General features: G+C 38.8%; 24 protein-coding genes and 2 tRNA genes. 9 read left to right on the top strand and 17 right to left on the bottom strand.

The genetic code is table 11. The features are described 5' to 3' along the window. Position 1 precedes the first annotated feature (1 nt). The 6 genes from trpB (at position 2) to gspS2 (ending at position 3,982) form a co-directional block, all read left to right on the top strand. Positions 2-1,192 (top strand): tryptophan synthase subunit beta, encoded by a 1,191-nt coding sequence (trpB, locus tag C9J51_RS04220; RefSeq protein WP_045039334.1) that lies wholly within the window; start codon positions 2-4, stop codon positions 1,190-1,192. Then, the gene (gene trpA, locus C9J51_RS04225; protein WP_045039333.1) at positions 1,192-1,998 is read left to right on the top strand and encodes a tryptophan synthase subunit alpha; all 807 of its coding nucleotides are present in this window, start codon (positions 1,192-1,194) and stop codon (positions 1,996-1,998) included. Before trpB ends, trpA begins: the two co-directional genes overlap by 1 nt. 138 nt (positions 1,999-2,136) lie before the next feature. After that, entirely contained in the window at positions 2,137-2,676 is a 540-nt protein-coding gene (locus C9J51_RS04230) for a septation protein A (protein ID WP_045035666.1), read from the top strand. Positions 2,677-2,689: 13 nt separating this feature from the next. After that, complete coding sequence (yciA, locus tag C9J51_RS04235; RefSeq protein ID WP_045035667.1) at positions 2,690-3,091, top strand: acyl-CoA thioester hydrolase YciA; 402 nt, start codon at positions 2,690-2,692, stop codon at positions 3,089-3,091. Between the two features lie 170 nt (positions 3,092-3,261). Continuing rightward, on the top strand, positions 3,262-3,561 hold the full coding sequence (locus C9J51_RS04240) for a YciI family protein (protein WP_045039332.1): 300 nt from the start codon (positions 3,262-3,264) through the stop codon (positions 3,559-3,561). A gap of 19 nt (positions 3,562-3,580) precedes the next feature. Further along, entirely contained in the window at positions 3,581-3,982 is a 402-nt protein-coding gene (gene gspS2 / locus C9J51_RS04245) for a type II secretion system pilot lipoprotein GspS-beta (RefSeq protein ID WP_045039397.1), read from the top strand. 97 nt (positions 3,983-4,079) lie between these two features. On the opposite strand, the gene sbmA is transcribed toward gspS2, so the two are convergent. From sbmA to C9J51_RS04265, 4 genes are all read right to left on the bottom strand, one after another. Further along, a complete protein-coding gene (gene sbmA / locus C9J51_RS04250) occupies positions 4,080-5,081 on the bottom strand; it encodes a peptide antibiotic transporter SbmA (protein ID WP_052667768.1) in 1,002 nt (333 codons plus the stop codon). A 266-nt stretch (positions 5,082-5,347) separates the two neighbouring features. Further along, positions 5,348-6,289, bottom strand: a complete 942-nt coding sequence (locus C9J51_RS04255; RefSeq protein WP_045035669.1) for a class I SAM-dependent methyltransferase — start codon at positions 6,287-6,289, stop codon at positions 5,348-5,350. Positions 6,290-6,373: 84 nt separating this feature from the next. Beyond that, positions 6,374-6,583: a hypothetical protein gene (locus tag C9J51_RS04260; RefSeq protein ID WP_045035670.1), complete on the bottom strand. Its 210-nt coding sequence runs from the start codon at positions 6,581-6,583 to the stop codon at positions 6,374-6,376. 139 nt (positions 6,584-6,722) lie between these two features. Beyond that, on the bottom strand, positions 6,723-7,409 hold the full coding sequence (locus tag C9J51_RS04265) for a TIGR01621 family pseudouridine synthase (protein ID WP_045035671.1): 687 nt from the start codon (positions 7,407-7,409) through the stop codon (positions 6,723-6,725). Between the two features lie 301 nt (positions 7,410-7,710). On the opposite strand from C9J51_RS04265, the gene cls reads away from it, so the two are divergent. Further along, positions 7,711-9,171: a cardiolipin synthase gene (cls, locus tag C9J51_RS04270; RefSeq protein ID WP_045039331.1), complete on the top strand. Its 1,461-nt coding sequence runs from the start codon at positions 7,711-7,713 to the stop codon at positions 9,169-9,171. A 123-nt stretch (positions 9,172-9,294) separates the two neighbouring features. Here the strand turns inward: cls and yiaY are convergent, their stop codons facing one another. Next, on the bottom strand, positions 9,295-10,443 hold the full coding sequence (gene yiaY, locus C9J51_RS04275; RefSeq protein ID WP_045035673.1) for an L-threonine dehydrogenase: 1,149 nt from the start codon (positions 10,441-10,443) through the stop codon (positions 9,295-9,297). Between the two features lie 456 nt (positions 10,444-10,899). Between yiaY and C9J51_RS04280 the strand changes: the two genes are divergently transcribed. Then, the gene (locus tag C9J51_RS04280; protein ID WP_045039330.1) at positions 10,900-13,299 is read left to right on the top strand and encodes a GH92 family glycosyl hydrolase; all 2,400 of its coding nucleotides are present in this window, start codon (positions 10,900-10,902) and stop codon (positions 13,297-13,299) included. A 119-nt stretch (positions 13,300-13,418) separates the two neighbouring features. Here C9J51_RS04280 and C9J51_RS04285 read toward each other — a convergent pair whose 3' ends face one another. The 7 genes from C9J51_RS04285 to C9J51_RS04320 form a co-directional block, all read right to left on the bottom strand. After that, positions 13,419-14,693, bottom strand: coding sequence for a DEAD/DEAH box helicase (locus C9J51_RS04285; RefSeq protein WP_045039329.1), 1,275 nt, complete (start codon positions 14,691-14,693; stop codon positions 13,419-13,421). A gap of 990 nt (positions 14,694-15,683) precedes the next feature. Further along, positions 15,684-15,774 (bottom strand) — tRNA-Ser (locus C9J51_RS04295). Between the two features lie 27 nt (positions 15,775-15,801). Beyond that, positions 15,802-15,889: transfer RNA gene (locus tag C9J51_RS04300), tRNA-Ser, on the bottom strand. A gap of 214 nt (positions 15,890-16,103) precedes the next feature. Beyond that, a complete protein-coding gene (locus tag C9J51_RS04305; RefSeq protein WP_045038865.1) occupies positions 16,104-16,559 on the bottom strand; it encodes an L-alanine exporter AlaE in 456 nt (151 codons plus the stop codon). A 315-nt stretch (positions 16,560-16,874) separates the two neighbouring features. Next, a complete protein-coding gene (locus tag C9J51_RS04310; RefSeq protein ID WP_045038866.1) occupies positions 16,875-18,074 on the bottom strand; it encodes an L-lactate MFS transporter in 1,200 nt (399 codons plus the stop codon). A 190-nt stretch (positions 18,075-18,264) separates the two neighbouring features. Continuing rightward, positions 18,265-18,996, bottom strand: coding sequence for a LytR/AlgR family response regulator transcription factor (locus tag C9J51_RS04315; RefSeq protein WP_045040932.1), 732 nt, complete (start codon positions 18,994-18,996; stop codon positions 18,265-18,267). A 4-nt stretch (positions 18,997-19,000) separates the two neighbouring features. Next, complete coding sequence (locus C9J51_RS04320; protein ID WP_181314800.1) at positions 19,001-20,653, bottom strand: sensor histidine kinase; 1,653 nt, start codon at positions 20,651-20,653, stop codon at positions 19,001-19,003. A gap of 302 nt (positions 20,654-20,955) precedes the next feature. On the opposite strand from C9J51_RS04320, the gene C9J51_RS04325 reads away from it, so the two are divergent. After that, complete coding sequence (locus tag C9J51_RS04325; RefSeq protein ID WP_045038869.1) at positions 20,956-21,531, top strand: UPF0149 family protein; 576 nt, start codon at positions 20,956-20,958, stop codon at positions 21,529-21,531. Positions 21,532-21,630: 99 nt separating this feature from the next. Here the strand turns inward: C9J51_RS04325 and nadA are convergent, their stop codons facing one another. The 5 genes from nadA to ybgF form a co-directional block, all read right to left on the bottom strand. Then, entirely contained in the window at positions 21,631-22,692 is a 1,062-nt protein-coding gene (gene nadA, locus C9J51_RS04330; RefSeq protein ID WP_045038870.1) for a quinolinate synthase NadA, read from the bottom strand. Between the two features lie 379 nt (positions 22,693-23,071). After that, positions 23,072-23,449: a hypothetical protein gene (locus tag C9J51_RS04335; protein ID WP_045038871.1), complete on the bottom strand. Its 378-nt coding sequence runs from the start codon at positions 23,447-23,449 to the stop codon at positions 23,072-23,074. A gap of 9 nt (positions 23,450-23,458) precedes the next feature. Next, a complete protein-coding gene (locus C9J51_RS04340) occupies positions 23,459-23,779 on the bottom strand; it encodes a hypothetical protein (RefSeq protein ID WP_045038872.1) in 321 nt (106 codons plus the stop codon). A gap of 18 nt (positions 23,780-23,797) precedes the next feature. Further along, the gene (locus C9J51_RS04345; protein ID WP_146144493.1) at positions 23,798-24,124 is read right to left on the bottom strand and encodes a hypothetical protein; all 327 of its coding nucleotides are present in this window, start codon (positions 24,122-24,124) and stop codon (positions 23,798-23,800) included. A gap of 236 nt (positions 24,125-24,360) precedes the next feature. Beyond that, positions 24,361-25,089 (bottom strand): tol-pal system protein YbgF, encoded by a 729-nt coding sequence (gene ybgF / locus C9J51_RS04350; RefSeq protein ID WP_045040935.1) that lies wholly within the window; start codon positions 25,087-25,089, stop codon positions 24,361-24,363. Positions 25,090-25,109: the final 20 nt, after the last annotated feature.

Raw genomic sequence — 25,109 nt, forward strand, 5'->3', positions numbered from 1 at the left:
CATGAGTAAATTGAATGCCTACTTTGGTGAATTTGGTGGTCAATATGTCCCTCAAATTCTAGTACCAGCCTTAGACCAACTTGAAGATGCTTTTATTGAAGCTCAACAAGATCCCGACTTTCAGCTGCAATTTATAACGTTATTAAAAGACTATGCAGGACGACCAACAGCGTTAACCTTGTGCCAAAATTTAACCCAAGGCACAAAGACCAAGCTTTATTTAAAGCGTGAAGATCTTCTTCATGGTGGCGCGCATAAAACTAATCAAGTATTGGGCCAAGCATTACTGGCACAACGCATGGGTAAAACTGAAATCATCGCAGAAACAGGCGCGGGTCAACACGGGGTTGCAACAGCATTAGCGTGTGCTTTACTCGGGTTAAAGTGTCGCATTTATATGGGCGCGAAAGATATTGAACGTCAAAGTCCCAATGTATTTAGAATGAAATTAATGGGCGCGACGGTTATTCCTGTAACGTCAGGTTCAGCAACCTTAAAAGATGCGTGTAATGAAGCGATGCGCGATTGGTCTGCTAGCTATGACAAAGCCCATTATCTATTAGGAACCGCCGCCGGTCCTCACCCATTCCCAACCATCGTGCGTGAATTTCAAAAAATCATTGGTGAAGAAACAAAAACCCAAATTATTGCAAAAGAAGGCCGTTTGCCCGATGCGGTTATTGCTTGTGTCGGTGGCGGATCAAATGCAATTGGTATGTTCGCTGATTTTATCGAAGAAAGTAGTGTCCGTTTAATTGGCGTTGAGCCTGCTGGAAAAGGGTTAGATACCAACATGCATGGCGCGCCATTGAAACACGGAAAACTTGGTATTTTCTTTGGTATGAAAGCACCGCTAATGCAAGATGAACATGGTCAGGTTGAAGAGTCATATTCAATTTCAGCAGGGTTAGATTTCCCTTCTGTTGGCCCACAACACGCGCATCTTAATGCGATTGGTCGTGCAGAATACGGTGCTGTTACCGACGATGAAGCATTAGATGCATTTCAACTATTAGCCCGTAAAGAAGGCATTATTCCAGCACTTGAATCTGCACATGCATTGGCTTATGCACTAAAAATAATTGCAGATGAACCTGAAAAAGAACAATTACTGGTGGTTAACCTTTCAGGCCGAGGCGATAAAGACATTTTCACTGTGCACGATATTTTAACGGCAAAAGGAGTTTTATAATGGATCGCTACCACAATTTATTTACTCAATTGAATGCCCGTAATGAAGGTGCATTTGTCCCTTTTGTTACCCTTGGTGATCCAACGCCACAACGCTCAATGGATATTATTGATACTTTAGTTGCCGCAGGGGCTGATGCCTTAGAGTTGGGGATCCCTTTTTCAGATCCTTTAGCTGATGGCCCAACGATTCAAGGGGCCAATATTCGAGCTCTTACAGCCCAAACCACCCCCATTGTTTGTTTTGAAATGCTCACTCAGATTCGCGCTAAATATCCTCAATTACCGATTGGATTACTGATGTATGCCAATTTAGTATTCGCTACAGGTATTGATAATTTTTATCGTCGTTGTGCTGATGCTGGGGTTGACTCAGTATTAATTGCTGATGTACCTGTTAATGCGTCACTTGAATTTAGAGTTGCAGCAGAAGCTCACGGGATTCACCCTATCTTTATTGCGCCACCTAATGCTGATGCTACAACCTTAAAAACAGTCTCAGAGCTTAGCGGTGGTTATACTTACCTACTTTCACGCGCTGGCGTCACAGGTGCGGAAACGAAAGCAGAAATGCCGATTGAGCCATTATTAGCCGCATTAAAAGCTCATAATGCGCCACCAGCGTTACTCGGTTTTGGTATTTCAACCCCAGAACAAGTAAAGGAAGCCATTAAAGCAGGTGCTGCTGGGGCTATTTCAGGTTCAGCCATCGTTAAAATCATTGAAAACCATGTTGATGACCATCCAACATTACTCAGTACACTAAGTACATTTATAACCAATATGAAAGCAGCAACACATCATTAACCTACAATCCGCTATCAACCGCTGTCATTGAAGAAATATGGTGACAGCGGTATCACTCCCCCTTATATAAATCGATTTTTTCATTAATACCGTGGAACAGGTATACTCCTGCTAATTATCTTTAATGAGTTGGTATCAATGAAACAAATTATAGAATTTATTCCATTACTGATCTTTTTTGTATTATTTAAAACTAATGGTATTTTTGTCGCAACAGGCGCATTAATTATCACGACAGCAATCCAATTGATCGTGACATGGTTTATCTATAAAAAAATAGAAAAAATGCAGTTAATCACTTTTGCTATGGTGGCTATCTTTGGTGGTTTAACGCTGTTTTTACATGATGAAAACTTCATTAAATGGAAAGTAACCATCATTTATGGTTTATTTGCTCTCGCATTACTTGTAAGCCAATTGATGCATAAACCATTAATTAAATCGATGCTCGGCAAAGAGATGACGCTGCCAGAGAACGTTTGGTTACGTATCAATTTAGCATGGACAATATTTTTTGTTGTTTGTGCTATTGTAAACATCTATATTGCATTCAATTTTCCGCTTGATGTTTGGGTGGATTTCAAGGTATTTGGCTTGTTAGGACTAACATTACTCTTTACCTTCGCGACGGGTGGCTATATTTATCGCCACTTACCAAAAAGCCCTGATGATAAATAAAGTTGTATAACTGATGACTACTGAAAACAATATCCCTCGTGGACAGCTTCTACTACGCACATTAGCGATGCCTGCCGACACCAATGCAAATGGTGATATTTTTGGTGGTTGGATCATGTCGCAACTAGATTTAGCGGGTGCTATTTTAGCCAAAGAGATCTCTCGTGGCCGAGTCGTCACCGTTTCGGTTGATAAAATAGAATTTAAAGCCCCAGTTGGCGTTGGTGATGTTGTTTGCTGTTACGGTGAATGTAAACGTATAGGAAATACATCAATGAGTGTCGGCTTAGAGGTGTGGGTAAAACCTGTTGCTGTTGATGGCATCGGTGAACGTTACCGCGTCTGTGAAGCGACATTTAATTATGTCGCAATTAACAGCGAAGGTCGTCCACGTAAGATTGAAGTCACACAATAATCCCCTAAAATAAAAATGCACTTAATAAGCACTAACTAAGGTTGGTGCTTTTTATTATTTATTTAAATCTACTTGTCCATGTTCAATATTTAGTTAGTATGGTGACATACTAAAAACAACACGAATAATAATTCATTGTTTAAACCATAACTAAATAGGGAATGCCAACAATGTGGTATGTGATTTTTTCTCAAGATGTTGAAAACAGTTTAGAGCGCCGCATGAGCGTACGTGAACAACATCTAGCTCGCCTAAAAGAGCTCCAACAACAACAACGCTTATTAGTCGCAGGACCAATGCCTGCGATTGATAATGAAAACCCAGGCGAGGCAGGTTTTACTGGTTCAACGGTTATTGCTAAATTTGAGTCACTAGAACAAGCACAACAATGGGCAAATACTGACCCGTATATTGATGCTGGTGTCTACGCCAATGTTATTGTTAAACCCTTCAAAAAAGTTTTACCTTAAATTTATTCAGGATCAACCAGTGAATCAAACTACAACAAAAAAATGGCTTATCGCGACAATCGGTCTATTTGTCCTTGGTGGCTGTGCGTCACACGACCAACAAATGGCTGCTGAATCGTTAGCACAATCACGCGCAGCAGCGATTGATAGTAAAGCACCTTACCCAAAAATAGATGCTTACCAAATCACTCAAGCTTATGCGAGTAAAAACACGGTAAAACTCAACATCATTTATGGTGGTAATGGACGTGTAAAACCCACAACAGCGATAAAAACAGCCAGTGCCAATTACTGTAATAACGCTGAATTAATACCACTGTTTAAACATGGGGTGAATTATTTAATCACTATCCGTGATGTTAGTGGTCGACAATTAGTATCACAAACCATTTCAGAAGAATATTGCGACTCGTTAAAATAACCAATGTGCAATACCCAAGAAATCCCTAACCCGCAACCGACCATTTTATAATGTCAATATTGCTGGTTAGGGTTTTTTATTTCTTCATAATAAGCCATTATTCAACAGAAATAGTTTCAACATTAATTGCATCATTAATTTGCACTTCAAATGCACGTAGCCGTTTATAAATCGACATTAATTCAACAATCGTACTCCATGAGTGCACCAGAAATTGAAACGATTCTTCTACTTTCCCAAACGCTCTGAGTATCTGTTGTAATACACCCAATGTTAATGCGCCAGAAATAATAGCAGGACCCAGTGCGATATAAGGCACAATCACGGTATATTGAATATATGACCATTTTGCGATATCAAAATATAAATAATGGCGATAAAGATTAAAGTAATTTTTACGAACATTAAAAAAGAGGTCTTTCACTGTTTCTGGTTTTGCTCGCTGTGGATTATCTTCCCCAAACACTAACTCTTTACGATAAGCGGCTTCTACTTTTTGATTTTTAAATTCTAAGCCCGGTAAACGAATACCAACAATCGCCAATAATACCGTTCCAAATAATGCCGAAATAATGGCTAAATACACCAACGATCGATCGACACTGCCTATCCACGGTAACTCGGTAACATTTTCACTTAACGTCCAAAGAATAGGTAAAAACGCAACCAACGTCATTAAAGATCGCATAAAGCTCACACCAAGGCTTTCAACGATACGAGCAAAGCGCATTGTATCTTCTTGAACCCGTTGTGATGCCCCTTCAATATGGCTAATTTTATCCCAATGCTTCATATAATAATTATTCATTGCGGTACGCCAACGAAAAACATAATGGCGAACAAAGAAATCGAGAATAACCGCAATAATAATATACACAGACACAATATTGAAAAACTCAATACAACCTGCTAGAAATTCATCAAACGTTACGGCATTGGGTTTGGCTAATGCCTTTTGAATAAGATCATAAAAACTACCAAACCATTGATTCACTTCTACATCTATCTGAACTTTATACCAAGTGACATATAAAATAACGGCACTACCGACAATCGACCATAAAAACCATCGACGATCCAGAAAGAACGATTTAAACATAACTACACATCCTTAATGTATTTATATTGAGTGCACCCCTTGCACTGACAATTTAATCAATTCGCTTTATTGTTAACTACTTATTTTAGTATTTATCACCAGCCACAAAAACGCAACATAACCACTACAATAAAGGTCATGTAATTCATTATAATAAACAAATATCTATTAATTTTAGACAAAAAAATCCCTTACTTACTCTTAACTAAAAATAGTAGAGTCGATAAGGGATTCTTATTTTAGCGGTTTATATCATCGCTATAAACTTAGCTCTGACGCTCAAAAACTAAGGCTTTAAGCCCTGCTTCTAGTTCAATATCTTTAAATTCAGCGGGGTTTTCTAAGCGATGAGAGAACACCATATCTGGCGCTTCCGCAGCCATGCCATCAATCAAAAATTGACTGGTTAACGTTGGATCATTAACACAGGCTAAAACAACACCTTTCGCAGTTAATAATTCAGGCAAACGACGTAAAATCTTTTGATAATCTTTGGTCAGCGCAAAACTGCCTTTTTGAAATGATGGTGGATCAATAATGATTAAATCATAAGGACCCATCTTGCGTACTTTACCCCATGACTTAAATAACTCATGGCCTAAGAAACTTACTTTCTTTAAATCATGGTTATTGAGGTGGTGATTATCACGCCCGCGACTTAAAGCCGCTTTTGCCATATCAAGATTAACCACATAGTCTGCGCCACCCGCAATGGCTGCCACAGAAAAACCACAAGTGTAAGCAAATAAGTTCAACACTCGTTTACCTGCGGCATGCTCACGCACCCAATCACGACCATAACGCATATCAAGAAATAGACCGTTATTTTGATTGCGGCCTAAATCTAATTTGTAGGTTAATCCACTTTCAATGACATCTTGATAATCAGAGCTTTGTCCCCACAAAACATCCATTGGTGAACCTTGACGATCACGGTGTTGCAGTAATAAAGAACGCGCACCGCTTGCTTGCCAAGTCTCTGTTTGCGTTAATGCTGTCAACAAATCCGTCAATGCTTGCATAAAATCAGCATCAGGTTCTTTGAATAAGGAAACCAGTACTTGCCCTTGAAGCCAATCAACGGTGATTTGTTCAAGTCCTAGCCAACAGCGACCGCGGCCATGAAACAATCGGCGAACTTCTGACGGAGGCGTTGTTAAAGCCGTTAATAAATGGGCTTCTAAAGTAGGTAAAGCGCTAATTTCCATAACATCATTCAAAGTAGTCAATTAAGGCGGGCTATTCTATACGTTGCGCCCCAGAATACCAACCGCAGGATAAAATAGAATCATTTACTCAGGTTTAGCGCGTAAGACATATTCAGCTGAATAATCAAGTAAACTCGTGGAATGTAGTGTCAATGTTGCTGATGATGAAATGAAATGACGCGGGGTAGTTTCAGGTAATATTAAATATTGTTGAGCACGATTTCGACGATGATGTGATTGACGTTTTTGCTGAGAAACTCGCATTTTCAGCGTACGTGAATGAGCACTGCGCATTGTAAACCTCTAACTAATACATTCTTCAACATTGTATAATTTATCAATACCAAAAAGAAATGCGCATCCACGTTTTACCAATCAATTGCTGATAATATCATCAGTTACAAGCCAACGGTTACTATATTAACCCTCTCTGCTATTTTTTACAGGCTAACACTGGCCATGATAGCGTCCAAGGCTGCTGCCATTCAGTAAAAGCTTGCTGAGCCTCAGCTGTTGACCATAATTCTCCGATACTAGGCGGACATAAAAATTGTTGTAGCTCACCTTGGTAAGGAAAACGTAAACCATAAGCATGTAAATAACCGCGATCTGCCGCTTCATTACCATAAATATCATCACCTGTAATACCTGAACCAACGCTACGCAATGCCACGCGAATTTGATGGGTTTTACCTGTATGGGGTTTACATAAAAAGATACGGCGTCCTTCACCACCAGCAGTAGAAAAAAACTGCGTAATCGCAGGGTTAACTTTAGTGGTTTCTAATTTCCAACTACTTCGACGTGAACGGGTCATATCACCAATCACAACACCTTGTTTTTTCTTTGGCTTTTTCGTCGCAATCGCCACATAAAACTTTTCAACTCGACGCTCAGCAAAATTAGCACATAATGCAGCAGCTGCCGTTTTATTACGCCCAAGTAACAATAACCCTGAAGTCATTTTATCAAGTCGATGAATGAGATACAGTTTTTCATCACCTGTTTGCTCGGCAACAGCGGCCAGTAATGGCTGATCATTATCATCTTTATGAACACTGATCCCGGGGTGTTTATTAATAATTAAGAAATCAGTGTGCTGGTAAACAAGATCAAACATAATGCAAATAACGCCTTTACGGTACAAAGATGGCGCGAGTATAACCAGCCACTCAAAAAAGAAAAGTCTTGTCGTTAATAACCTACCTATCATGAGCATTTAATCAGATTCAAATACAATAACCTACAGTGATATTAGTCATTATTATTGGGTTGTTTTTTTATGTCAAAGTGATAACGCCTCCTCAAAAATAACCTTGATCATTCAACATAAGCATTAAAGAGCACTGAATATTAGGTTTTTTTTCCATTTCAATGCACTATACATACAAATTGTATTTATATATTGATGAAGTCATTCGATGGAACAGTTTTATCAAGTCTTAACGTGGATCGGCATTTTCGCCTATTGGCTGTTAATTGCCGCGGTCACTGTACGCGTCGTCTTCAAACGCCGAGCTGTTGGCGTGTCTCTCGCTTGGATGATGATCATTTATATCGTCCCTATTGGCGGTGTTATTGCTTATCTATTATTTGGCGAACTGAATCTCGGTAAAAAACGGGCTGAACGTGCTCGTGAAATGTTTTTTCCCTTTCAAAGCTGGTTTCAATGCCTAACTGATTGCCCCGATCACATGCCTCAAAAGATGAGTGATGTGGCAAAACCAATCAACGATCTGTGTGAGAACCGTTTTGGCTTACCCGGATTAATCGGTAATCACCTGTCATTAAAATCATCAACCGATGAGATTTTACGAGCACTTATTAATGATATTAATAATGCTCAACATTCGATTCATCTAGAATTCTATATTTGGTATCCGGGCGGTCTTGCTGATGAAGTCGGTGTTGCCCTGATTAAAGCCGCAAAACGCGGCATTAAAATTCGAGTATTGCTTGATTCAGCCGGTAGTATGCGATTCTTCCGCTCTCACTGGCCAAAATTAATTCGGGGGGCAGGTATTGATCTTGTCGAAGCTCTTGCCGTTTCACCGTTCCGTATGTTCTTACGCCGCTTAGATTTACGTCAACACCGTAAAATAGTCGTTATTGATGACAATATTGCCTATACCGGTTCAATGAACTTAGTTGATCCTGCCTTCTTTAAAGTCGATGCAGGTGTCGGTCAGTGGGTTGATGTCATGGTGAGAATCAGTGGTCCTACGGTTTCAGTACTTAATTGTATTCAAGCATGGGATTGGGAAGTGGAAACGGGACAGCGATTTTTACCCCCATTACCTACTTGCCAGATACCAACAGAAGATGAACCAGAGTATGACACTGTACAAGTGATCCCTTCAGGTCCGGGTATGCCTGATGACATTATTCATCAGGTGTTGCTATTAAGTATTTATCAAGCAAAGAAAAGTATTGTTATTACCACGCCTTACTTTGTGCCAAGTGAACACTTATTGCATGCAATGAAAGGTGCCGCTGAGCGTAATATTGATGTTCATATTGTACTACCCGATAAAAACGATTCGACCATGGTTGAATGGGCAAGTCGTTCTTTCTTTAGTGATTTATTAAAATCAGGCGTGCATATTCACCGTTTTCATGGCGGTTTATTACACACTAAATCAGTGGTGATTGATGATACTCACTGCTTAATCGGTACGGTTAACCTTGATATGCGCAGTTTATGGCTTAATTTTGAAGTCACAATGGCGGTGGATAATCTTGAGTTCACCCATAAACTGAGCCAATTGCAGCAAAGTTACATTGCCGATTCAGAGCCTGTAGATAAAGAACAATGGGAAAAACGTTCAGTACGTAATAAATTTGGTGAACGCTTCTTCTATATGTTTAGTCCATTATTATAATACGGCTAATATACTGATAATAAATCAATAATAGCTTAATCATAAAAACAAAAACGCCTCAACTAGTGAGGCGTTTTTTTATTCATTATATGTTGCTAATCTTGTTTCACTAACAATGAGCGATTACATTGCAGCCATAAAGATTTGTGAAATTTCTTCATGCGTTGCTTGCTTAGGATTAGTAAAACCACACGCATCTTTTAGTGCATTATCAGCTAACAATGAAACATCTTCAGCTTTCACATTAAGATCTTTTAAGCCAGCAGGAATACCTACATCTTGAGATAGTGCCATGATTGCATCAATGGCAGCATCTGCGCCTTGCTGTGGTGTCATTTCACTCACATTCACACCCATTGCAGCTGCAACATCACGTAAACGCTCAGGACAAACTTGTGCGTTATAACGTTGAACATGTGGCAACAATACAGCGTTACATACGCCGTGCGGAAGATTATAAAAACCGCCTAACTGGTGCGCCATTGCATGAACATAACCTAGCGATGCATTGTTAAATGCCATACCAGCCATAAATTGTGCATAAGCCATTTGCTCACGTGCATTTAAGTTTTGACCATCTTTAACAGCGGTACGTAAATTGGCTTCAATCAGTTCTATTGCTTTAATAGCAACGGCATCTGTGATTGGTGTAGCAGCAATAGAAACATAAGCTTCAATAGCGTGAGTTAATGCGTCCATACCCGTTGCAGCGGTTAATGATGCAGGTTTTGCTAGCATTAATTTCGGATCATTAACTGACATTAGCGGCGTCGTGTTCTTATCAACAATGGCCATTTTAATATGACGTGCTTCATCTGTAATAATACAGAAACGAGTCATTTCAGAAGCTGTACCCGCAGTGGTATTAATGGCTACAACAGGTAGTTGTGGTTTTGCAGAACGGTCAACACCTTCGTAATCACCAATCTGACCACCATTCGCGGCTAACAATGCAATACCTTTTGCACAATCGTGAGGAGAGCCACCACCTAATGAAATAACAAAGTCACAGCCGTTATCTTTTAACAGTGTTAAACCTTGATCAACATTAGTAATGGTTGGGTTTGGTTGAGTACCAGCGTAAACAACTGAATCAATTCCACGCTCAGTTAATAGCATGGCAACTTGGTTAACAACACCAATTTCGTTTAATACTTTATCAGTTACTATTAATGCTTTTTTAAAACCGTGCGCTTTAACTGCATCAGCGGCTTCTGTTAAACAACCTGCACCCATAAAATTAACACTTGGAATGTAAAATGCACTGCTCATAATAACTTACCTTATTTTTCAAATATTCATTATCAAATCGATCTTATTTGATAAAACAGATTTATTTAATGACACTTAACTCAAGATACGTCTTAGGTATTTTTACGCCTTTGATTTTAAAATCTATTTGATCTAAAACAAGTATTGAAAAAACATTGCAACTTATCTACAAGAATATGAAGCAGATCGCAAAACAATCATTCTATTGTTTACCCACAAGAACAATATAGTTCATCAAGGAAACATTATTTCACGAAAAAAGCCCATGAAGCAGTATCACGTTTCAATTTAATTGGTACAAAAGTCCAGTAAATGGTCGTTTTCTCATCTTACTGTAATAGCTCTTCCTCCTTACTATGCAATAAACGCAGCTTCTTATTACTCTTAGTGCTCCAGAATATTGCCTCTTGGTCGATGTGAATATTCCTGCGCTACATATTTGCTAGGTGGAACATTATGACGTTTAAATTGACTCCAATTGCTATCTCTTTGGTATTATCCTTCGGTTTATTTGGGTGTAACAACGACAACAATAATCAACCTACAATCCCCACGCCTGATACTAGCTTGCCAGCAACACCAATTATTAATATGGCAGTATTAAAATATATCGATCCAATGATTGGTACTGCTGCATCTGGACATACATTCCCAGGCGCTGTTGTGCCTCGTGGTATGGTCCAATTAAGCCCAGATACCTTTAAAGGGACGAATACAGATACTGAGTCAGGTCAAAACCCATGGCATTCAGCATCTGGTTATTGGGATGCGAGTGATTATGTTGCAGGGGATGTATTAGCAACCGACTTAAATATTTATGGTTTCTCCCATACCCACCTATCGGGTACTGGTGCGACGGATCTTGGTGACATTCTGGTATTACCATATTCAGATATCGCCAACAGTGAGAATAATGCCTTTAATAAAGCAACGGAAATCGCATCACCTGGTTATTACTCGGTGGTACTAAACAATGGCAACATTAAAGCAGAATTAACCACGACTACCCGCGTCGGTATCCATCGTTATACCTATAAACAAGGGGCTGATCGTAAAATCAAACTCGATCTTGCGCACACACTCGCAGCTAACAATGGAGAGTCATTACAAAACCGTGTCGAGTTAGTTGATGAATACACTATTCGTGGTCGTCGCGTTTCTACAGGGTGGTTCCAAGGCCAAGATATTTTCTTCTACGCCCAATTTAATCAGCCAATTGCTCATGCCATGATTGCCCGTGATGGTGGTGATGCAATGAACATGCAAATGGGCGCAGTATATGGCTCAATCAATAGTCCAAATAAACAACAAATCACCTATTTAGATTTTGGTAAAGGTGATCAACCGATTGAAATGCGAGTTGCACTCTCCCCTGTCGATTGGGACGGCGCACAAAAGAACTTAGAAGCAGAAACACCAACCTATAATTTTGCGAATGTTAAAGCTAACGCAGAGTTAGCATGGGCGAAAGAGCTTGCGACGGTTCAAGTAAAAGGCGGCTCTGAGGCTGAAAAAACCAACTTCTACACTGCGATGTATCACGCGATGATTGCCCCGGTTGAATACCAAGACGTTGATGGTCGTTACCGTGACCTACTAGGTGGAGTTCGCCAAGCAGACGGTTATAAAAACTATTCTGTTTATTCAACATGGGACACTTTCCGTGCTGTTCATCCACTGCTCACCATCACCAATCCACAACATGCAACTGACTTAGCCAATGACTTGATCCGCAAATCACAAGAAACAGGATTATTGCCAAAGTGGGAAGGTTATGGTGAAGAAACGGGTACCATGATTGGTTATCCGGCCACCGCTATTATTGGTGATGCAGTCGTCAAAGGGCTTGATGTTGATGCTAAAGATGCCTTAGAAGCAGCGAAGAAATCAGCGTATTACCGTCCGTATGACTTCCCTCAAATTCCAGACCATACTTTGCAAGCCGTAATGGCCGGTCAGTTAAGTTATTACGAACGCGATAAGTGCGTTGGTTTACCTAACTGGAACTCAGTCTCTTATGCATTAGAGTTTTCATATTATGACTGGACGATTGCTCAAATGGCAAAAGTAGCCGGTGATGACGCCGCTTATAAAGAGTTTAACGATCGCGCTTATTGGTCTTTAAATCATTGGGATAAAGAAGCAGGCTTCTTTGTACCTGTAAAACTAAACAGTTGTGAAAAAGAATTCGCTTCCGATACCTTTAATCCATATAGCTCTGATGCTTATTGGTATACCGAAGGTAATGCATGGCAATGGCAATGGACGTTCATGCAAGATATTGACAAATTAACCGAGGTTATGGGAGGCACAGAAGGGTTTAACACTAAGTTGAATGACTTATTCACAGCCGATACTGATGGCGGTGAGAACCACCAAGATATGACGGGTTTTATTGGTCAATATATTCATGGTAATGAGCCATCGCACCACGTGATTTACTTGTACAACCGTACCAATGAATCTTGGAAAACCCAAGAATACCTCGATAGAGTTTATAAGGAATTCTACAAGCCAACCCCAGACGGCATAATTGGTAATGAAGACGTAGGTCAAATGTCAGCATGGTACATTATGTCGGCAATGGGCTTCTATCAGGTCACACCAACGGATCCAACCTACACCATTGGTCGCCCTATTTTTGATGAAGTAACAATCAAACTACCAACGGGCGATTTCACTATCACAGCGGATAATAACAGCAGTGACAATAAGTATGTGAAATCAGTGCTGATTAACGGTAAGCCACTGGATGTCTTTAATAGCTTTGAGCACAGTGAAATCAAAGCAGGTGGAACACTACACTTTGTTATGACGGCTGATAAATCACAAGCAATGGCAGCTCGACTGAACTAAGCCATTCGTCTTTAAATCATTATTCACAATCATAAAAAATCCCTCGTTAGTGATAACGAGGGATTTTTATGTTTAGCTCAAGCCATTATGCCAGTCTGTTATCAATCTAATAATCAGTCTTATGACCAAAAATCATCAACGGGTGCAGCTTTATTTTTACGTTTCTTTTTACCTGTGCCTTCAGGTTTTGCCATTGGCTTTTCTGCCGCTAATAAGGCTTCTGACTCATCAACTTCAAAACCGGCAACTTGTTCACGCTCAAGTCGAATTTTATTTTTTTTCTCGATAACTTTAAAGTGATGGCTATCTTCATAATCAATCAGTGATAATGCTAAACCAACTTCACCCGCACGACCACTACGACCAATACGGTGCATGTAATCTGCTGGGCTACGCGGTAAATCAAAGTTAATCACAACAGGTAGCTTTTCAATATCAAGACCACGAGCGGCAATATCCGTTGCAATCAATACTTCAATATCACCTAATTTAAACGCTTCTAACACACGCGTACGTGCACCTTGACCTTTATCACCGTGGAATACTTCAGCACAAATACCACGTCGAGAAAGTTTATCCGCTAGGTGCTCACAACTGTTTTTAGCATTCACAAAAATCAGCACTTGGCGCCACTGGTTTTCTTTAATTAAATGCGCTAACACTGCGGTTTTTTCGCCTTTATTAACGGTAAAAACACGTTGTACGAGCGTACTTGCATCAACACTTTGTAATTGAAGCTCAACTGGATCATTAAGTAATTCTTGAGTTAATGTCTTTACTTGCTCAGGAAACGTTGCTGAGAATAATAGCGTTTGCTTCTTTTTAGGTAACAATGCTAATAATGATGATAATTCTTCAGTAAAACCAAGACTTAACATACGGTCAGCTTCATCAAGCACTAAGGTTTTAACCCGATCAAGCTTAATCGCGTTACTTGAAATCAAATCTAATAATCGACCCGGTGTCGCCACTAAAATATCCGTGCCACCACGTAAGGCTAGCATTTGAGTATTGGCTGATACACCACCAAATACAGCAACAGTTTTAATTGCGCCGTTAAAATGGGTCGCATAAGATTTAATGCTATCTGCAACTTGTTTTGCTAGCTCACGGGTTGGAACTAAAACAAGCCCTGAAACATAGTTACCCTTCGCATTCTTATTTTCAGTAGCTTTAGTTTGATGCAACTGTTGTAACAACGGCAAAGCAAATGTTGCCGTTTTACCTGAACCTGTATTTGCACCCGCAATTAAGTCACGTCCCGCTAATACACTCGGAATAGCTTGTGCTTGAATAGGCGTTGGCTGTTGATATTCCAGCTCCGTTAATCGTGCTAACAAAGGTGAAACAAGGCCAAGTTCTGCAAAGTTGGCTGGTGTTGTAATAGTGGTCATTAATATACAGGCTCAAAACTAAAATAATTGCTGTCATTTTAGCTTATTTAGCCTGTACTCAGTTAGTGATATTCTGTTATGAAGGTAACTGACGTATTTGCTGAGGGTTTATCGGGTTATTACTGATGGGTTATTTTCAGTGCCCGACTTCATTTGAGCTATCTGTGATCTATTCACCACGCCATTGAGCATTAAAGATGCCAGTGAAAATATGCCTAAACATCAACGCAAATAGTAACACTACGACATGCTAATAGTAGATTCCCTATCTCGTTCGTAACCTCACTGTAGGGAATGACGGGGTGAGTTTTGTCGTCACTGTAAAAAGTGGCTGAAATTAATTGCTATATTTCAGCAACAAATAACGCGGGTTATTCTTCGTCATCTCGAAAGCGAAGCATGAGCTATCCGTGATCTATTCACCACCTCATTGAGCATTAAAGATGCCTATGAAAATATGCTACAAAATCAACGAAAACAATAATGCTACAACGCGCTAATAGTAGATTCCCTATCTCGTTCGTAACCTCACTGTAGGGAATGACGGGGTGAGTTTTGTCGTCACTGTAAAAGGTGGCTGGAATTAATTGTTATATTTCAGCAGCAAATAACGCGGGTTATTCTTCGTCATCTCGGAAGCGAAGCATGAGCTATCCGTGATCTATTCACCACGTCATTGAGCATTAAAGATACCTATGAAAATATGCTACAAAATCAACGAAAACAATAATGCTACAACGCGCTAATAGTAGATTCCCTATCTCGTTCGTAACCTCACTGTAGGGAATGACGGGGTGAGTTTACCGTCACTGTTAGGATTGGTTTATTCCAGACGTAAAAAAGCCGCTGTAAAAACAGCGGCTTTCTTGAATGTGGCGGAGCTGCTTCGAGGATTAGCGGATTTGAACCCTGCTTTACTTACTCGGTCTAAACTCCCACTTTTATTTAGATGTAAAAAAGCCGCTGTAAAAACAGCGGCTTTCTTGAATGTGGCGGAGAGATAGGGATTTGAACCCTAGATACGCTATAAACGTATGCTGGTTTTCAAGACCAGTGCTTTCAACCGCTCAGCCATCTCTCCAATTTTTGTATCTCTTTAAAAGAGATATGGCGGTGAGGGAGGGATTCGAACCCTCGATACGTTGCCGTATACACACTTTCCAGGCGTGCTCCTTCAGCCACTCGGACACCTCACCACATTGTTGCCAACAACGCTTTGCTTGTCGACGGCGTGTAATATATTGATTTATGGGATCTGGGTCAAGGGTTTTTATTGAAGTTTTTTCTGTTTGCTGACTTATACTGCAATTTGCATTGTTCTTATACCAAAACCATGACTTACTCTCATTTGAAAACAATAAAAGCACCTCTGAGGGTGCTTTCGATTAATAGCAATAAAGTTAACACAGGTTAAATAAGAGGTTGAGCACTCGCTGTAACACGGAACATTTTACGACAAAACTCAAGAAATTGACCATAAACCACACCTAGTGCGCCTGACACTAAAATGTTACTCATTACCGCAGCAATGATTTGTTCTTTATTTGCACCAACAGCCAAAAGAATGCAGGCGTAAATAGGCGACTGAAAGACAACATAGGCCACCATATCTGATAACCCTTTCATCCATCGTGTTGGCGATAACTTACGACCCCAACCAATAACATAATCACGGAACATACCGTAGGGCCATGCAATCGCAATATTAATCGGAATGGATAACGTACGTGATGCTAATGACTGTTCAAAAGACATACCTGAAATAAAAACTTCAATCATCATTCCAGTAATAAAGCTAAACACCACCATTGCAAATATATCTGCGGCGGCATTTCTAACTCTAAATGGCACTTTAATCACAGACATCCACTTCCCTTACTCTAGCAAAATCAACCAGTATTGGTTCTACATACGTTACTTAAAACTGCCTAATTAACACCATGCAGTTCATGTGCGAATTAAAACAGCTTTTTTATAAAATAAGGTTCTGTATTTGATGTTGGTTTCGAGTTAATAACTACTATTTGAATTAAATGTAGGGTTTTTATCTAGTTTAGAAATAACCATTAGAGCATTTAATTGTCACTATTAGTTTCTTTAATACTGCAAATTAATAACAACGAAAAATCCGAATTTAAGTGTAAATTCGGATTAGTTATTTATATGTATTTATCAGGCTTATTACGCCAAAGATGGCTGTGGTAATTTAGGTAACTTAATCGTTAGCGCAATAATCAATGAAACAATTAACAACGCAAACATTAAGTAGAACGTTGCAATAAAACCGCCGAAGATAGAAGCGACAATTGAACCAATGAAACTACCGACACCAAACCCTAAATAAATGATACCGTAATTTTTAGTAAGGTTATTCAAACCAAAGAAATCACTGACTAATGAAGGGAATACAGTAATTGTGCCACCAAAACTAAAGGCAATACAAGCAACCGCAACATAGAAACTCATCTGACTTTGATGAGCAAATAATAAAGCACACACACCGATTAGACATACAGCTAATGATATTGCGACAACTTTAGTACGTGCCATTTTATCTGATAATACACCTAAGACTAACCGACCACCTAAGTTAGCAACAGCAATAATAGCCACACTAGATGCAGCAACATCTAATGATAAGTGTACGTAGCCCTGACCGATGTCTTTTGCAACACCAATAACGTACAAACCACTCATACAAACAGTTAAGAAAACTAAAGCTAACATCCAAAATTGAGGACATTTCATTGATTGTGAAAGACTAAAATCACGTACTTCTGTAGCAGATTCTGTGGCAGATACTTGTTGTTTAGGAGCATCTTTCATCATTAAGCCACCAATAATGACCATGACCATTGCAATAATACCCCAGTAATCAAATGTGCTTTCTAAACCATTGTGCTCAAGGAAATACATATTGATGAATTTAAAACCTAAACTTCCTAAACCATACGCACCAATCGCACAGGCAGAAATTAACCCTTTACGCTCAGGGAAAAATTTAACACAGTTAGATAAGGTCATTAAGTAACCCGTACCGTCAGCAAAGCCAATTAACAAGCCCGCAAAGATATATAACAACCAAATATTGGTGGCATGCGCTGTGAGTAATAAACTCGCACCCAATAGAATACCCGCCCCTAGAGTAACGTTACGCACCCCGAAACGCTCTTGCATTTTACCCGCCATTGATGATGCAACTGCTAATGCCAAGCTCATAATACCAAAAGAAAAAGCAACACGACTGACAGGCTCAGATAACTTACCTGCAAGTTGGGAATTAAATAAACTCCAAGTATAAACTGAACCTAAAGCAAACTGAGTAATAACAGTGCCAAGTAACGTGAAATAACGGCTACGACTGGTAATTTGAGTGGTCATGGTGACGTCCTTTTTTCGGTGAAATACTCAAGGCTATATTGCAGATTGCCTTGCTGCTGTTCACCAAAATACGACAATAACCATAGATAACAAGGGGGTAATAAAACAATAAAATCAATGGTAACGTATAAGGAATAAAATGCAGTATAGCGGCATGAAATGCATTTTGCCGCTAATCATATATTGGGATTTACAACTGCATTAGGCTACGAAAAGCTTTTAAATTACTACGACTCACAGGGATCTGTTGATCAACATGATCCATTTTTATCATATAAGTACTATTGACCCATGGAATAATTTCTTTAACGTTATTAATATTTATACAATAAGAACGATGACACCGGAAAAAATCACTAACGGGTAAACGCAACATTAATTCACTGATTGTCATCGGTGCCACAAAACACCCTTCCGTAGTATAAACGTGTGTTACTTTTTCATGGGCAATTGCACAACAAATATCGTGGATCGCAGTAACATGAATGTGATTATTGAGCATTAAATTAATACTCTGACTACGTGTGTTCGTTGCAATTTGTGGCGGTTTTTTCTCTTGAGCACGCACCTGTAACTTAGCTAATAACCCTATTATCCGTTGCTCATTAAGAGGCTTCAGTAAATAGTCAACCGCTTCTAATTCAAATGCGTCTACTGCATATTCTTTATACGCAGTAGTAAATACGATTTGAGGTTTATGGGAAAATTGAGCAATATTTCGAGCTAACAACATACCGTCAATTGACGGAACATTAATATCTAAAAAAACAATATCAACTTTATTAGACTGCAAAAATTTAAAAGCATCTAAACCATCATCAAATGCGGCTACAATATTAATGATGCTATGTTTTTCAACTAAATAAGTTAATTCTTCACGAGCTAGGTATTCATCTTCGACTATCAAGGCGTTTAATCGCATGATATTAATCCTGTTCTTTTATAAAAAATTGCATACTCGTTCCCTGCTCAAGACGACTAATATGCAATCCTTCGCTATATAATAATAATAACCGCTGATGGACATTATTAAGTCCAATATGGTGCGAATCTATTTTGCTTTGATACAACTTATCGATAATTTCCTGATCAATACCAACGCCAGTATCAGTGATAGTGATCACCACATCATCCTCACATTTCTTTACCGAAATAACGACTTTACCTGCCACACGAGAGGGTTGAATACCATGTAAAATAGCATTTTCAACGAGAGGCTGAATCAATAAGCATGGTATGCGAGGATGGACATCATCAATATCAAACACCGCCTCTAATTTTGAACCGAAACGTGCTTGTTCAATGGCAACATAATCACGTACCTGTTGAATTTCTTCTTGAATATCAATTAATTCAACATCTCGTTCTAAATTATATCGTAAAAAATCGGCTAAATTAGCAATAAGCTGTCGCGCTTCATCTGGACGAATACGGATTAAGGTCGAAATAGCGTTAAGTGCATTAAATAAAAAGTGTGGGTTTATTTTACTTTGTAGGGCTGAAAACTCCGCTTTTGCTGCCATTTGCTTTAATTGTTCAATCCGTGAAACTTCCATTTGAGTGGATATGATTTGAGATAAACCAATTGCCATTTCACGCAATGACATACGAATATGATCGGGCTGACAATAAAATATTTTAAGGGTGCCACTCACCTCACCGTTTTCCCAAAGTGGAATAATAAGTAATGAATGAAAATTATGAACATTGAGGTTGTTACTGATGATTTGCTCACCACTTTCTACTGCTTGACGTGTCATTTGGCTGATTTTATGGTGCGCATCTAAAAAATGTTCTTCACCACGGCCAACATAAGCACGCACATCTTGCGTATTAGTAATCGCTACAGCATCTGCTCCCGTATAAAAACGAATAATACTGCATACTTTTTGTAACGCATTACGGTTATTAATACGAAAGTAAGGTAAGGTTTTATTGGCAATTTCAAGGGCGAGCTTTGCTTGCTGAGCTGCAATAAGATCTTGTTCTTCATCAAGATCTTGTACTAACTTAATAATTAAACCAATCGATAATGTACCAAGAATCATTGGAAAACTAATATGCGTAACAATATTGTAAGCCAGTGCTTTATTGTGTGATAACGCCACAATCAATACCATCGTCAGTATTTCACAACACATTCCCGCTAAAATACCCAATTGAGCATAATTTTTTTTAGCACACTTACAATGGATCCAGGTTGCTAACAAGCCCGCAAAAATACTCGTTATTAAGCACGCTACCGATGTTGGGCCATCAACATCAATTAAATAACGATGAATACCCGCAATAATACCCGCGGGAATACCAATCCACGGTCCAAAAATAATGCCACCAGACAGCACTGCAATAATACGTACATTAACAAGAGAGCCATCAACATTTAAACCGGTATAAGTACTAAATACCGCAAATAAAATAAACAATGCTGAGATCATCGCGGTTTCAACAGGTCGTCGATGGGTTTTCTTTACTATTGATTGAAACAATTGAGTACGCGTTAATAAAAATAATGTCATCAACATCAATGCTGCACGTTCAAATACAGCCAATAACATCATAAATTGTTCGCTATACATTGCTTCACCTTAACCATAAGTAAAATTATGAGACGCTTAAACTTGTTTTAACAACGTAAATCCGCTATGTCCTTAATGATTATGTTATTAGTAAAGCCATCATGTTTTAATTAAAATCAAAAATAACCAATTTAATGTCAGTAACCGTAATTTGTGCCTCTTTTTTGATGCAATATGATAAATATTGTTGACCGTGACTAGGTTGTTATCAAGAGACTGTTACAATAGTGGTATAAAGTTCAGCGGTACATGTATAGTAAATGTACCCGAACACTTAATCATTATTAAGCTGAGATTGTTTTATGCCTTCACAACTAAGTACTATCCTAGAAAACTCTCAACTAGCAGATCAATTGCTACCTGAATCACAAACTCGCGGTTTTATTACGGCAATGGCAGCAGCCCCGCACCTGATTGATCCAACTGAATGGTTAGCATTTATGTGGGGCGGTGAAGAAACATCACCGTTCGATAGCCATGAAGACTTAGAAAATTACGCAAAAGCAATCATTGCAATCTGGAATGAAGCTCGTGCAGCATTATTTGAAAGTACTTGGCAGTGGCCTGAAGGCTGTGCATTAGACGATAGCCAAATTGTTACTGACGCTACCAGTAATTTCTGCGAAGGTATGTTGCAAGGTTGGCAATTAGCCCGTGATGACTGGGAAACAATTATGCCACCAGAAAGTGAAGATAATGCACTACTTGGTGGTGTGTTACTTTCTTTCAGCTTATTATTTGATCCTGAAACAGCATTAGAAGCGCTTAAAGAGCAAAACGCTGATGCACTGGCGCAGTTTGAAGAAATCTTCAACGCGATCCCTGTTATGCTATGTGGCCTAACACAACGTGGGGCACAATTAGTTGCCGCCCAGTAATAGTTGACTGAAATAGCAATAAAAAAGGCGAATCGATTCTGTTAACTCAAATAAGTATCAGAACGGGTCGCCTTTTCTTTTGTTACAGTAAGTAATTACTTACGCATTACCTTTCACTTGCAACTGTAACTCAGCTGCAAAATCTAACATTCTATTGAGTGGAATAAGCGACTTCACACGTACCGCTTCATCAACAAAAATCTCATGCTGTGAGCCACCTTCAGCCAAGGCTGTATAAATAGCTTTTAAGCCATTCATCGCCATCCACGGACAATGAGCACAACTGCGACACGTAGCACCAGCCCCTGCCGTCGGCGCTTCAATTAATTCTTTATTTGGCACCATTTGCTGCATCTTAAAGAAGATACCTTTATCGGTTGCCACAATTAATTTGGTCTGCGGTAATGTTGTCGCAGCTTTTATTAATTGACTGGTTGAACCGACAGCATCAGCGAGTGCAACCACACTGGCAGGTGACTCTGGATGCACCAAAATAGCTGCATCTGGGTGTAGGTGCTTCATCTGTTTTAGGGCTTGTGCTGAAAACTCATCATGCACAATACACTCCCCTTGCCACAATAACATTTCAGCGCCAGTTTGCTTTTGAATATAGCCACCTAAATGGCGATCTGGCCCCCAAATAATTTTATGCCCTTCACTGTCTAAATGATCAATGATTTCTAACGCGATACTCGATGTTACCACCCAATCAGCGCGGGCTTTTACTGCGGCAGAAGTATTTGCATAAACCACTACTGTATGATCAGGATGCTGATCACAAAACGCAGTAAAAGCATCAACAGGACAACCAAGATCGAGCGAACATTCAGCCTCTAAGGTTGGCATTAAGACCGTTTTTTCAGGCGTTAATATTTTTGCAGATTCACCCATAAATCGCACCCCGCAAACAATCAATGTTGTTGCTGAATGTTGATTACCAAAGCGCGCCATTTCAAGTGAATCACCAACGAAACCTCCCGTCGCTTCAGCGAGAGCCTGAATCTCGGGATCAGTATAATAGTGAGCTATTAGTACGGCATTATTGTTCTTTAGTCGTTGTTGGATTTCTTTAATGTAAACCTGCTTTTCATGCTCCGATAAAAGCGCAGGTTTGGCTGGAAATGGATAGATCATTTCCGATGGATCAAATGCAATATTCATTATTCATTTGCTCGTCAGCATTCCTTACATGTTTGATCATTATACGCATGATTTTGTAAATATCATCTTTAACCAATAAACATTTATATAACATTACAGACATGGAAAAACACCACCATAAAATAATTCATACCTATCATGAATACATAAAAGTGAAAAATTATTAATTTTATGTTGAGAATCCTCTGAGAACATCTCAGAAAAAATATTATTGACGTGCATCACAGTTTTGAAACTTACAATATTAAATAATATCTTATCGCTTTAAAAGCAATGATTTAACTACCTGTAGAAGAGGTGAGACATTGGTGAATGTCTATAACTATCATCAAGCTAGCCCTTACGGCATATAATTATAAATTAGGCCGAAAAGCCTTTCTCACTTGAGGAAGGCTTTATTTTTTAATGTTAGACTATTTTTTGAAACACAAAAAAAGGTGTTAATAATTTCTTTTGGCAAATGTGTATTACTCAACACTTTTACTATATTGATGTTTTGACCAAAAAAAACATATGTTTCAAGTTCTGTAACAGAAATAGGTCGATTAGAATGCTCAAAAATATACTTTATAAATCGATAATTACCACTGCCATCACGTACCGAAATTATTTTCTTGCCATCACACAAAACCGTTTTAGTCTTATCATCAAAATATAAATGTTTTTCTTTATTATCAAAAGACATTAATAAATAAATATAAGAAACAACCGTTACGATACAAAAAAAGATAAGCATCACAATAATAAAGAGATCCATCTATCTAACCTATTGAGCCTTTTCACATATTTTAGAAATATTCTTTACAGTTACCCAATGACGAAATTGCTGGCGATCACTTTGACATAACGTAGCAATTGAACCAGTTTGTGCCGTCCAACCATCTTGCTTCCATAATTTTATTTTAGCTAAAATCGCGGCTTCTGAATCCGTATTATGCAATGATTGCTCAATAATATTAAATGCATTCGCCCCAGCCATTTTAGTAGCATAATTATGATTCATTGTCGTGCCATACATAAATATGCCACCAGTAATCCAACCAGACAAAGCCAATAACACTAAGAATACCGACATTAATTTATTCATAAAAAATAACCTCAGTAGTTATATACGCAAACGACAGATTGTTACGATGGCGGAATCAGACAAAATTTGCTTCAATTTATCACGGTCATTATCACAAATAGTGGTTACTGATCCCGTTTGAGCTGTCCACCCTTTCGCAAACCAATCTTGTATTTGTGCAACAATCTCTGGATCTGTTTTTTTATCTTGTAATGATTGAGAAACAATGTTGTAGGCATTCTCGGTGATTTTATCATTGATAAAATCACGATCATTACTTAAGTGTGCAAACATTAAATAGGCGGCAAACAGCCATCCAGAAATAGAAATTAATGAGTAACATAATATTTTTTTTTGACTAAGCACAATAACTCCAACTATCCATAGTAATAACATTATATGAGTAACAACAGCTACTCATTTTATGAGGGCGAATAATACCAAAAAAAACAGTAATTTCCATGATAGTTTCTCTTATTTAAAGATCCTTTTTAACCAACTTCTTTTCGATAAAATTAACGAAAACAGACAACAATTAATCTCAAATAATGAACACAAAAAAACCCACATAAATGTGGGTTTTTAATATATAAATAATGAATCTAATGTTTTGATAAATTCACTAACGCAGACTGTGCGTGTTTAGCACTGGTTGAGTTAGGGTACTCTTTCTCAACTTCTGTATAGTAAGACATCGCTTTAACAGTATCATTGTTACGCTCAGCAATAACACCAAGCTTTAATAATGCGTCAGCACGCTTACTTGAGTCTTTAATGCTTACAACAACTTCAAAATTCTTTGCCGCTTTGACTAAATCATTTTGAGAAAAATGTAGTTGCCCTAACCAATAGCTCGCATTAGGTTTATAGACTGAATTAGGATAAGTGGTTAAGAAGGTTTCAAAAGCTTGAGTTGCGCCTTGATAATCTTTCTTTTTCAAAATCAAATTCACTGCATTTTGATAAGCATCGTTCTCACTCATATTTTTAGAATATGCTTCTACCGGTGCTTTAGTCGCTTCTTTAGCCGTAGGAACTGCTTTTACAGGCTGGCGACTTAACTTATCAACATCATTATACAGTTGTCGCTGACGTTCTTTCATTTGCTTAATATCGTAGCTATTACGTTCTACTTTGCCACGAATATTATCAATATCAGCCGACATTTGATCTAACTGACGTTGAACTTGCAATTGTGATTGCCCTTGTGCTTCAAGCATACGTTCTAATGTTTGTAAATTAGCGGCTGAAGCAGGCGCGGCGACCACTTGGGTCGCCGCACCAACCAGCAACACTAATGCAAATTGACGCATTATCTTGTTACTGTTCATAATTATTAACCTAAATCTTA

The organism is Photobacterium iliopiscarium (genome assembly GCF_003026395.1).
Classification (GTDB): domain Bacteria; phylum Pseudomonadota; class Gammaproteobacteria; order Enterobacterales; family Vibrionaceae; genus Photobacterium; species Photobacterium iliopiscarium.

Bases quoted from the DNA above. Each gene is read 5' to 3' on its own strand.
- trpB (WP_045039334.1), top strand. From the start codon at position 2: ATGAGTAAATTGAATGCCTACTTTGGTGAATTTGGTGGTCAATATGTC.
- trpA (WP_045039333.1), top strand. From the start codon at position 1,192: ATGGATCGCTACCACAATTTATTTACTCAATTGAATGCCCGTAATGAA.
- C9J51_RS04230 (WP_045035666.1), top strand. From the start codon at position 2,137: ATGAAACAAATTATAGAATTTATTCCATTACTGATCTTTTTTGTATTA.
- yciA (WP_045035667.1), top strand. From the start codon at position 2,690: ATGACTACTGAAAACAATATCCCTCGTGGACAGCTTCTACTACGCACA.
- C9J51_RS04240 (WP_045039332.1), top strand. From the start codon at position 3,262: ATGTGGTATGTGATTTTTTCTCAAGATGTTGAAAACAGTTTAGAGCGC.
- sbmA (WP_052667768.1), bottom strand. From the start codon at position 5,081: ATGTTTAAATCGTTCTTTCTGGATCGTCGATGGTTTTTATGGTCGATT.
- C9J51_RS04255 (WP_045035669.1), bottom strand. From the start codon at position 6,289: ATGGAAATTAGCGCTTTACCTACTTTAGAAGCCCATTTATTAACGGCT.
- C9J51_RS04260 (WP_045035670.1), bottom strand. From the start codon at position 6,583: ATGCGCAGTGCTCATTCACGTACGCTGAAAATGCGAGTTTCTCAGCAA.
- C9J51_RS04265 (WP_045035671.1), bottom strand. From the start codon at position 7,409: ATGTTTGATCTTGTTTACCAGCACACTGATTTCTTAATTATTAATAAA.
- cls (WP_045039331.1), top strand. From the start codon at position 7,711: ATGGAACAGTTTTATCAAGTCTTAACGTGGATCGGCATTTTCGCCTAT.
- yiaY (WP_045035673.1), bottom strand. From the start codon at position 10,443: ATGAGCAGTGCATTTTACATTCCAAGTGTTAATTTTATGGGTGCAGGT.
- C9J51_RS04280 (WP_045039330.1), top strand. From the start codon at position 10,900: ATGACGTTTAAATTGACTCCAATTGCTATCTCTTTGGTATTATCCTTC.
- C9J51_RS04285 (WP_045039329.1), bottom strand. From the start codon at position 14,693: ATGACCACTATTACAACACCAGCCAACTTTGCAGAACTTGGCCTTGTT.
- C9J51_RS04305 (WP_045038865.1), bottom strand. From the start codon at position 16,559: ATGTCTGTGATTAAAGTGCCATTTAGAGTTAGAAATGCCGCCGCAGAT.
- C9J51_RS04310 (WP_045038866.1), bottom strand. From the start codon at position 18,074: ATGACCACTCAAATTACCAGTCGTAGCCGTTATTTCACGTTACTTGGC.
- C9J51_RS04315 (WP_045040932.1), bottom strand. From the start codon at position 18,996: ATGCGATTAAACGCCTTGATAGTCGAAGATGAATACCTAGCTCGTGAA.
- C9J51_RS04320 (WP_181314800.1), bottom strand. From the start codon at position 20,653: ATGTATAGCGAACAATTTATGATGTTATTGGCTGTATTTGAACGTGCA.
- C9J51_RS04325 (WP_045038869.1), top strand. From the start codon at position 20,956: ATGCCTTCACAACTAAGTACTATCCTAGAAAACTCTCAACTAGCAGAT.
- nadA (WP_045038870.1), bottom strand. From the start codon at position 22,692: ATGAATATTGCATTTGATCCATCGGAAATGATCTATCCATTTCCAGCC.
- C9J51_RS04335 (WP_045038871.1), bottom strand. From the start codon at position 23,449: ATGGATCTCTTTATTATTGTGATGCTTATCTTTTTTTGTATCGTAACG.
- C9J51_RS04340 (WP_045038872.1), bottom strand. From the start codon at position 23,779: ATGAATAAATTAATGTCGGTATTCTTAGTGTTATTGGCTTTGTCTGGT.
- ybgF (WP_045040935.1), bottom strand. From the start codon at position 25,089: ATGAACAGTAACAAGATAATGCGTCAATTTGCATTAGTGTTGCTGGTT.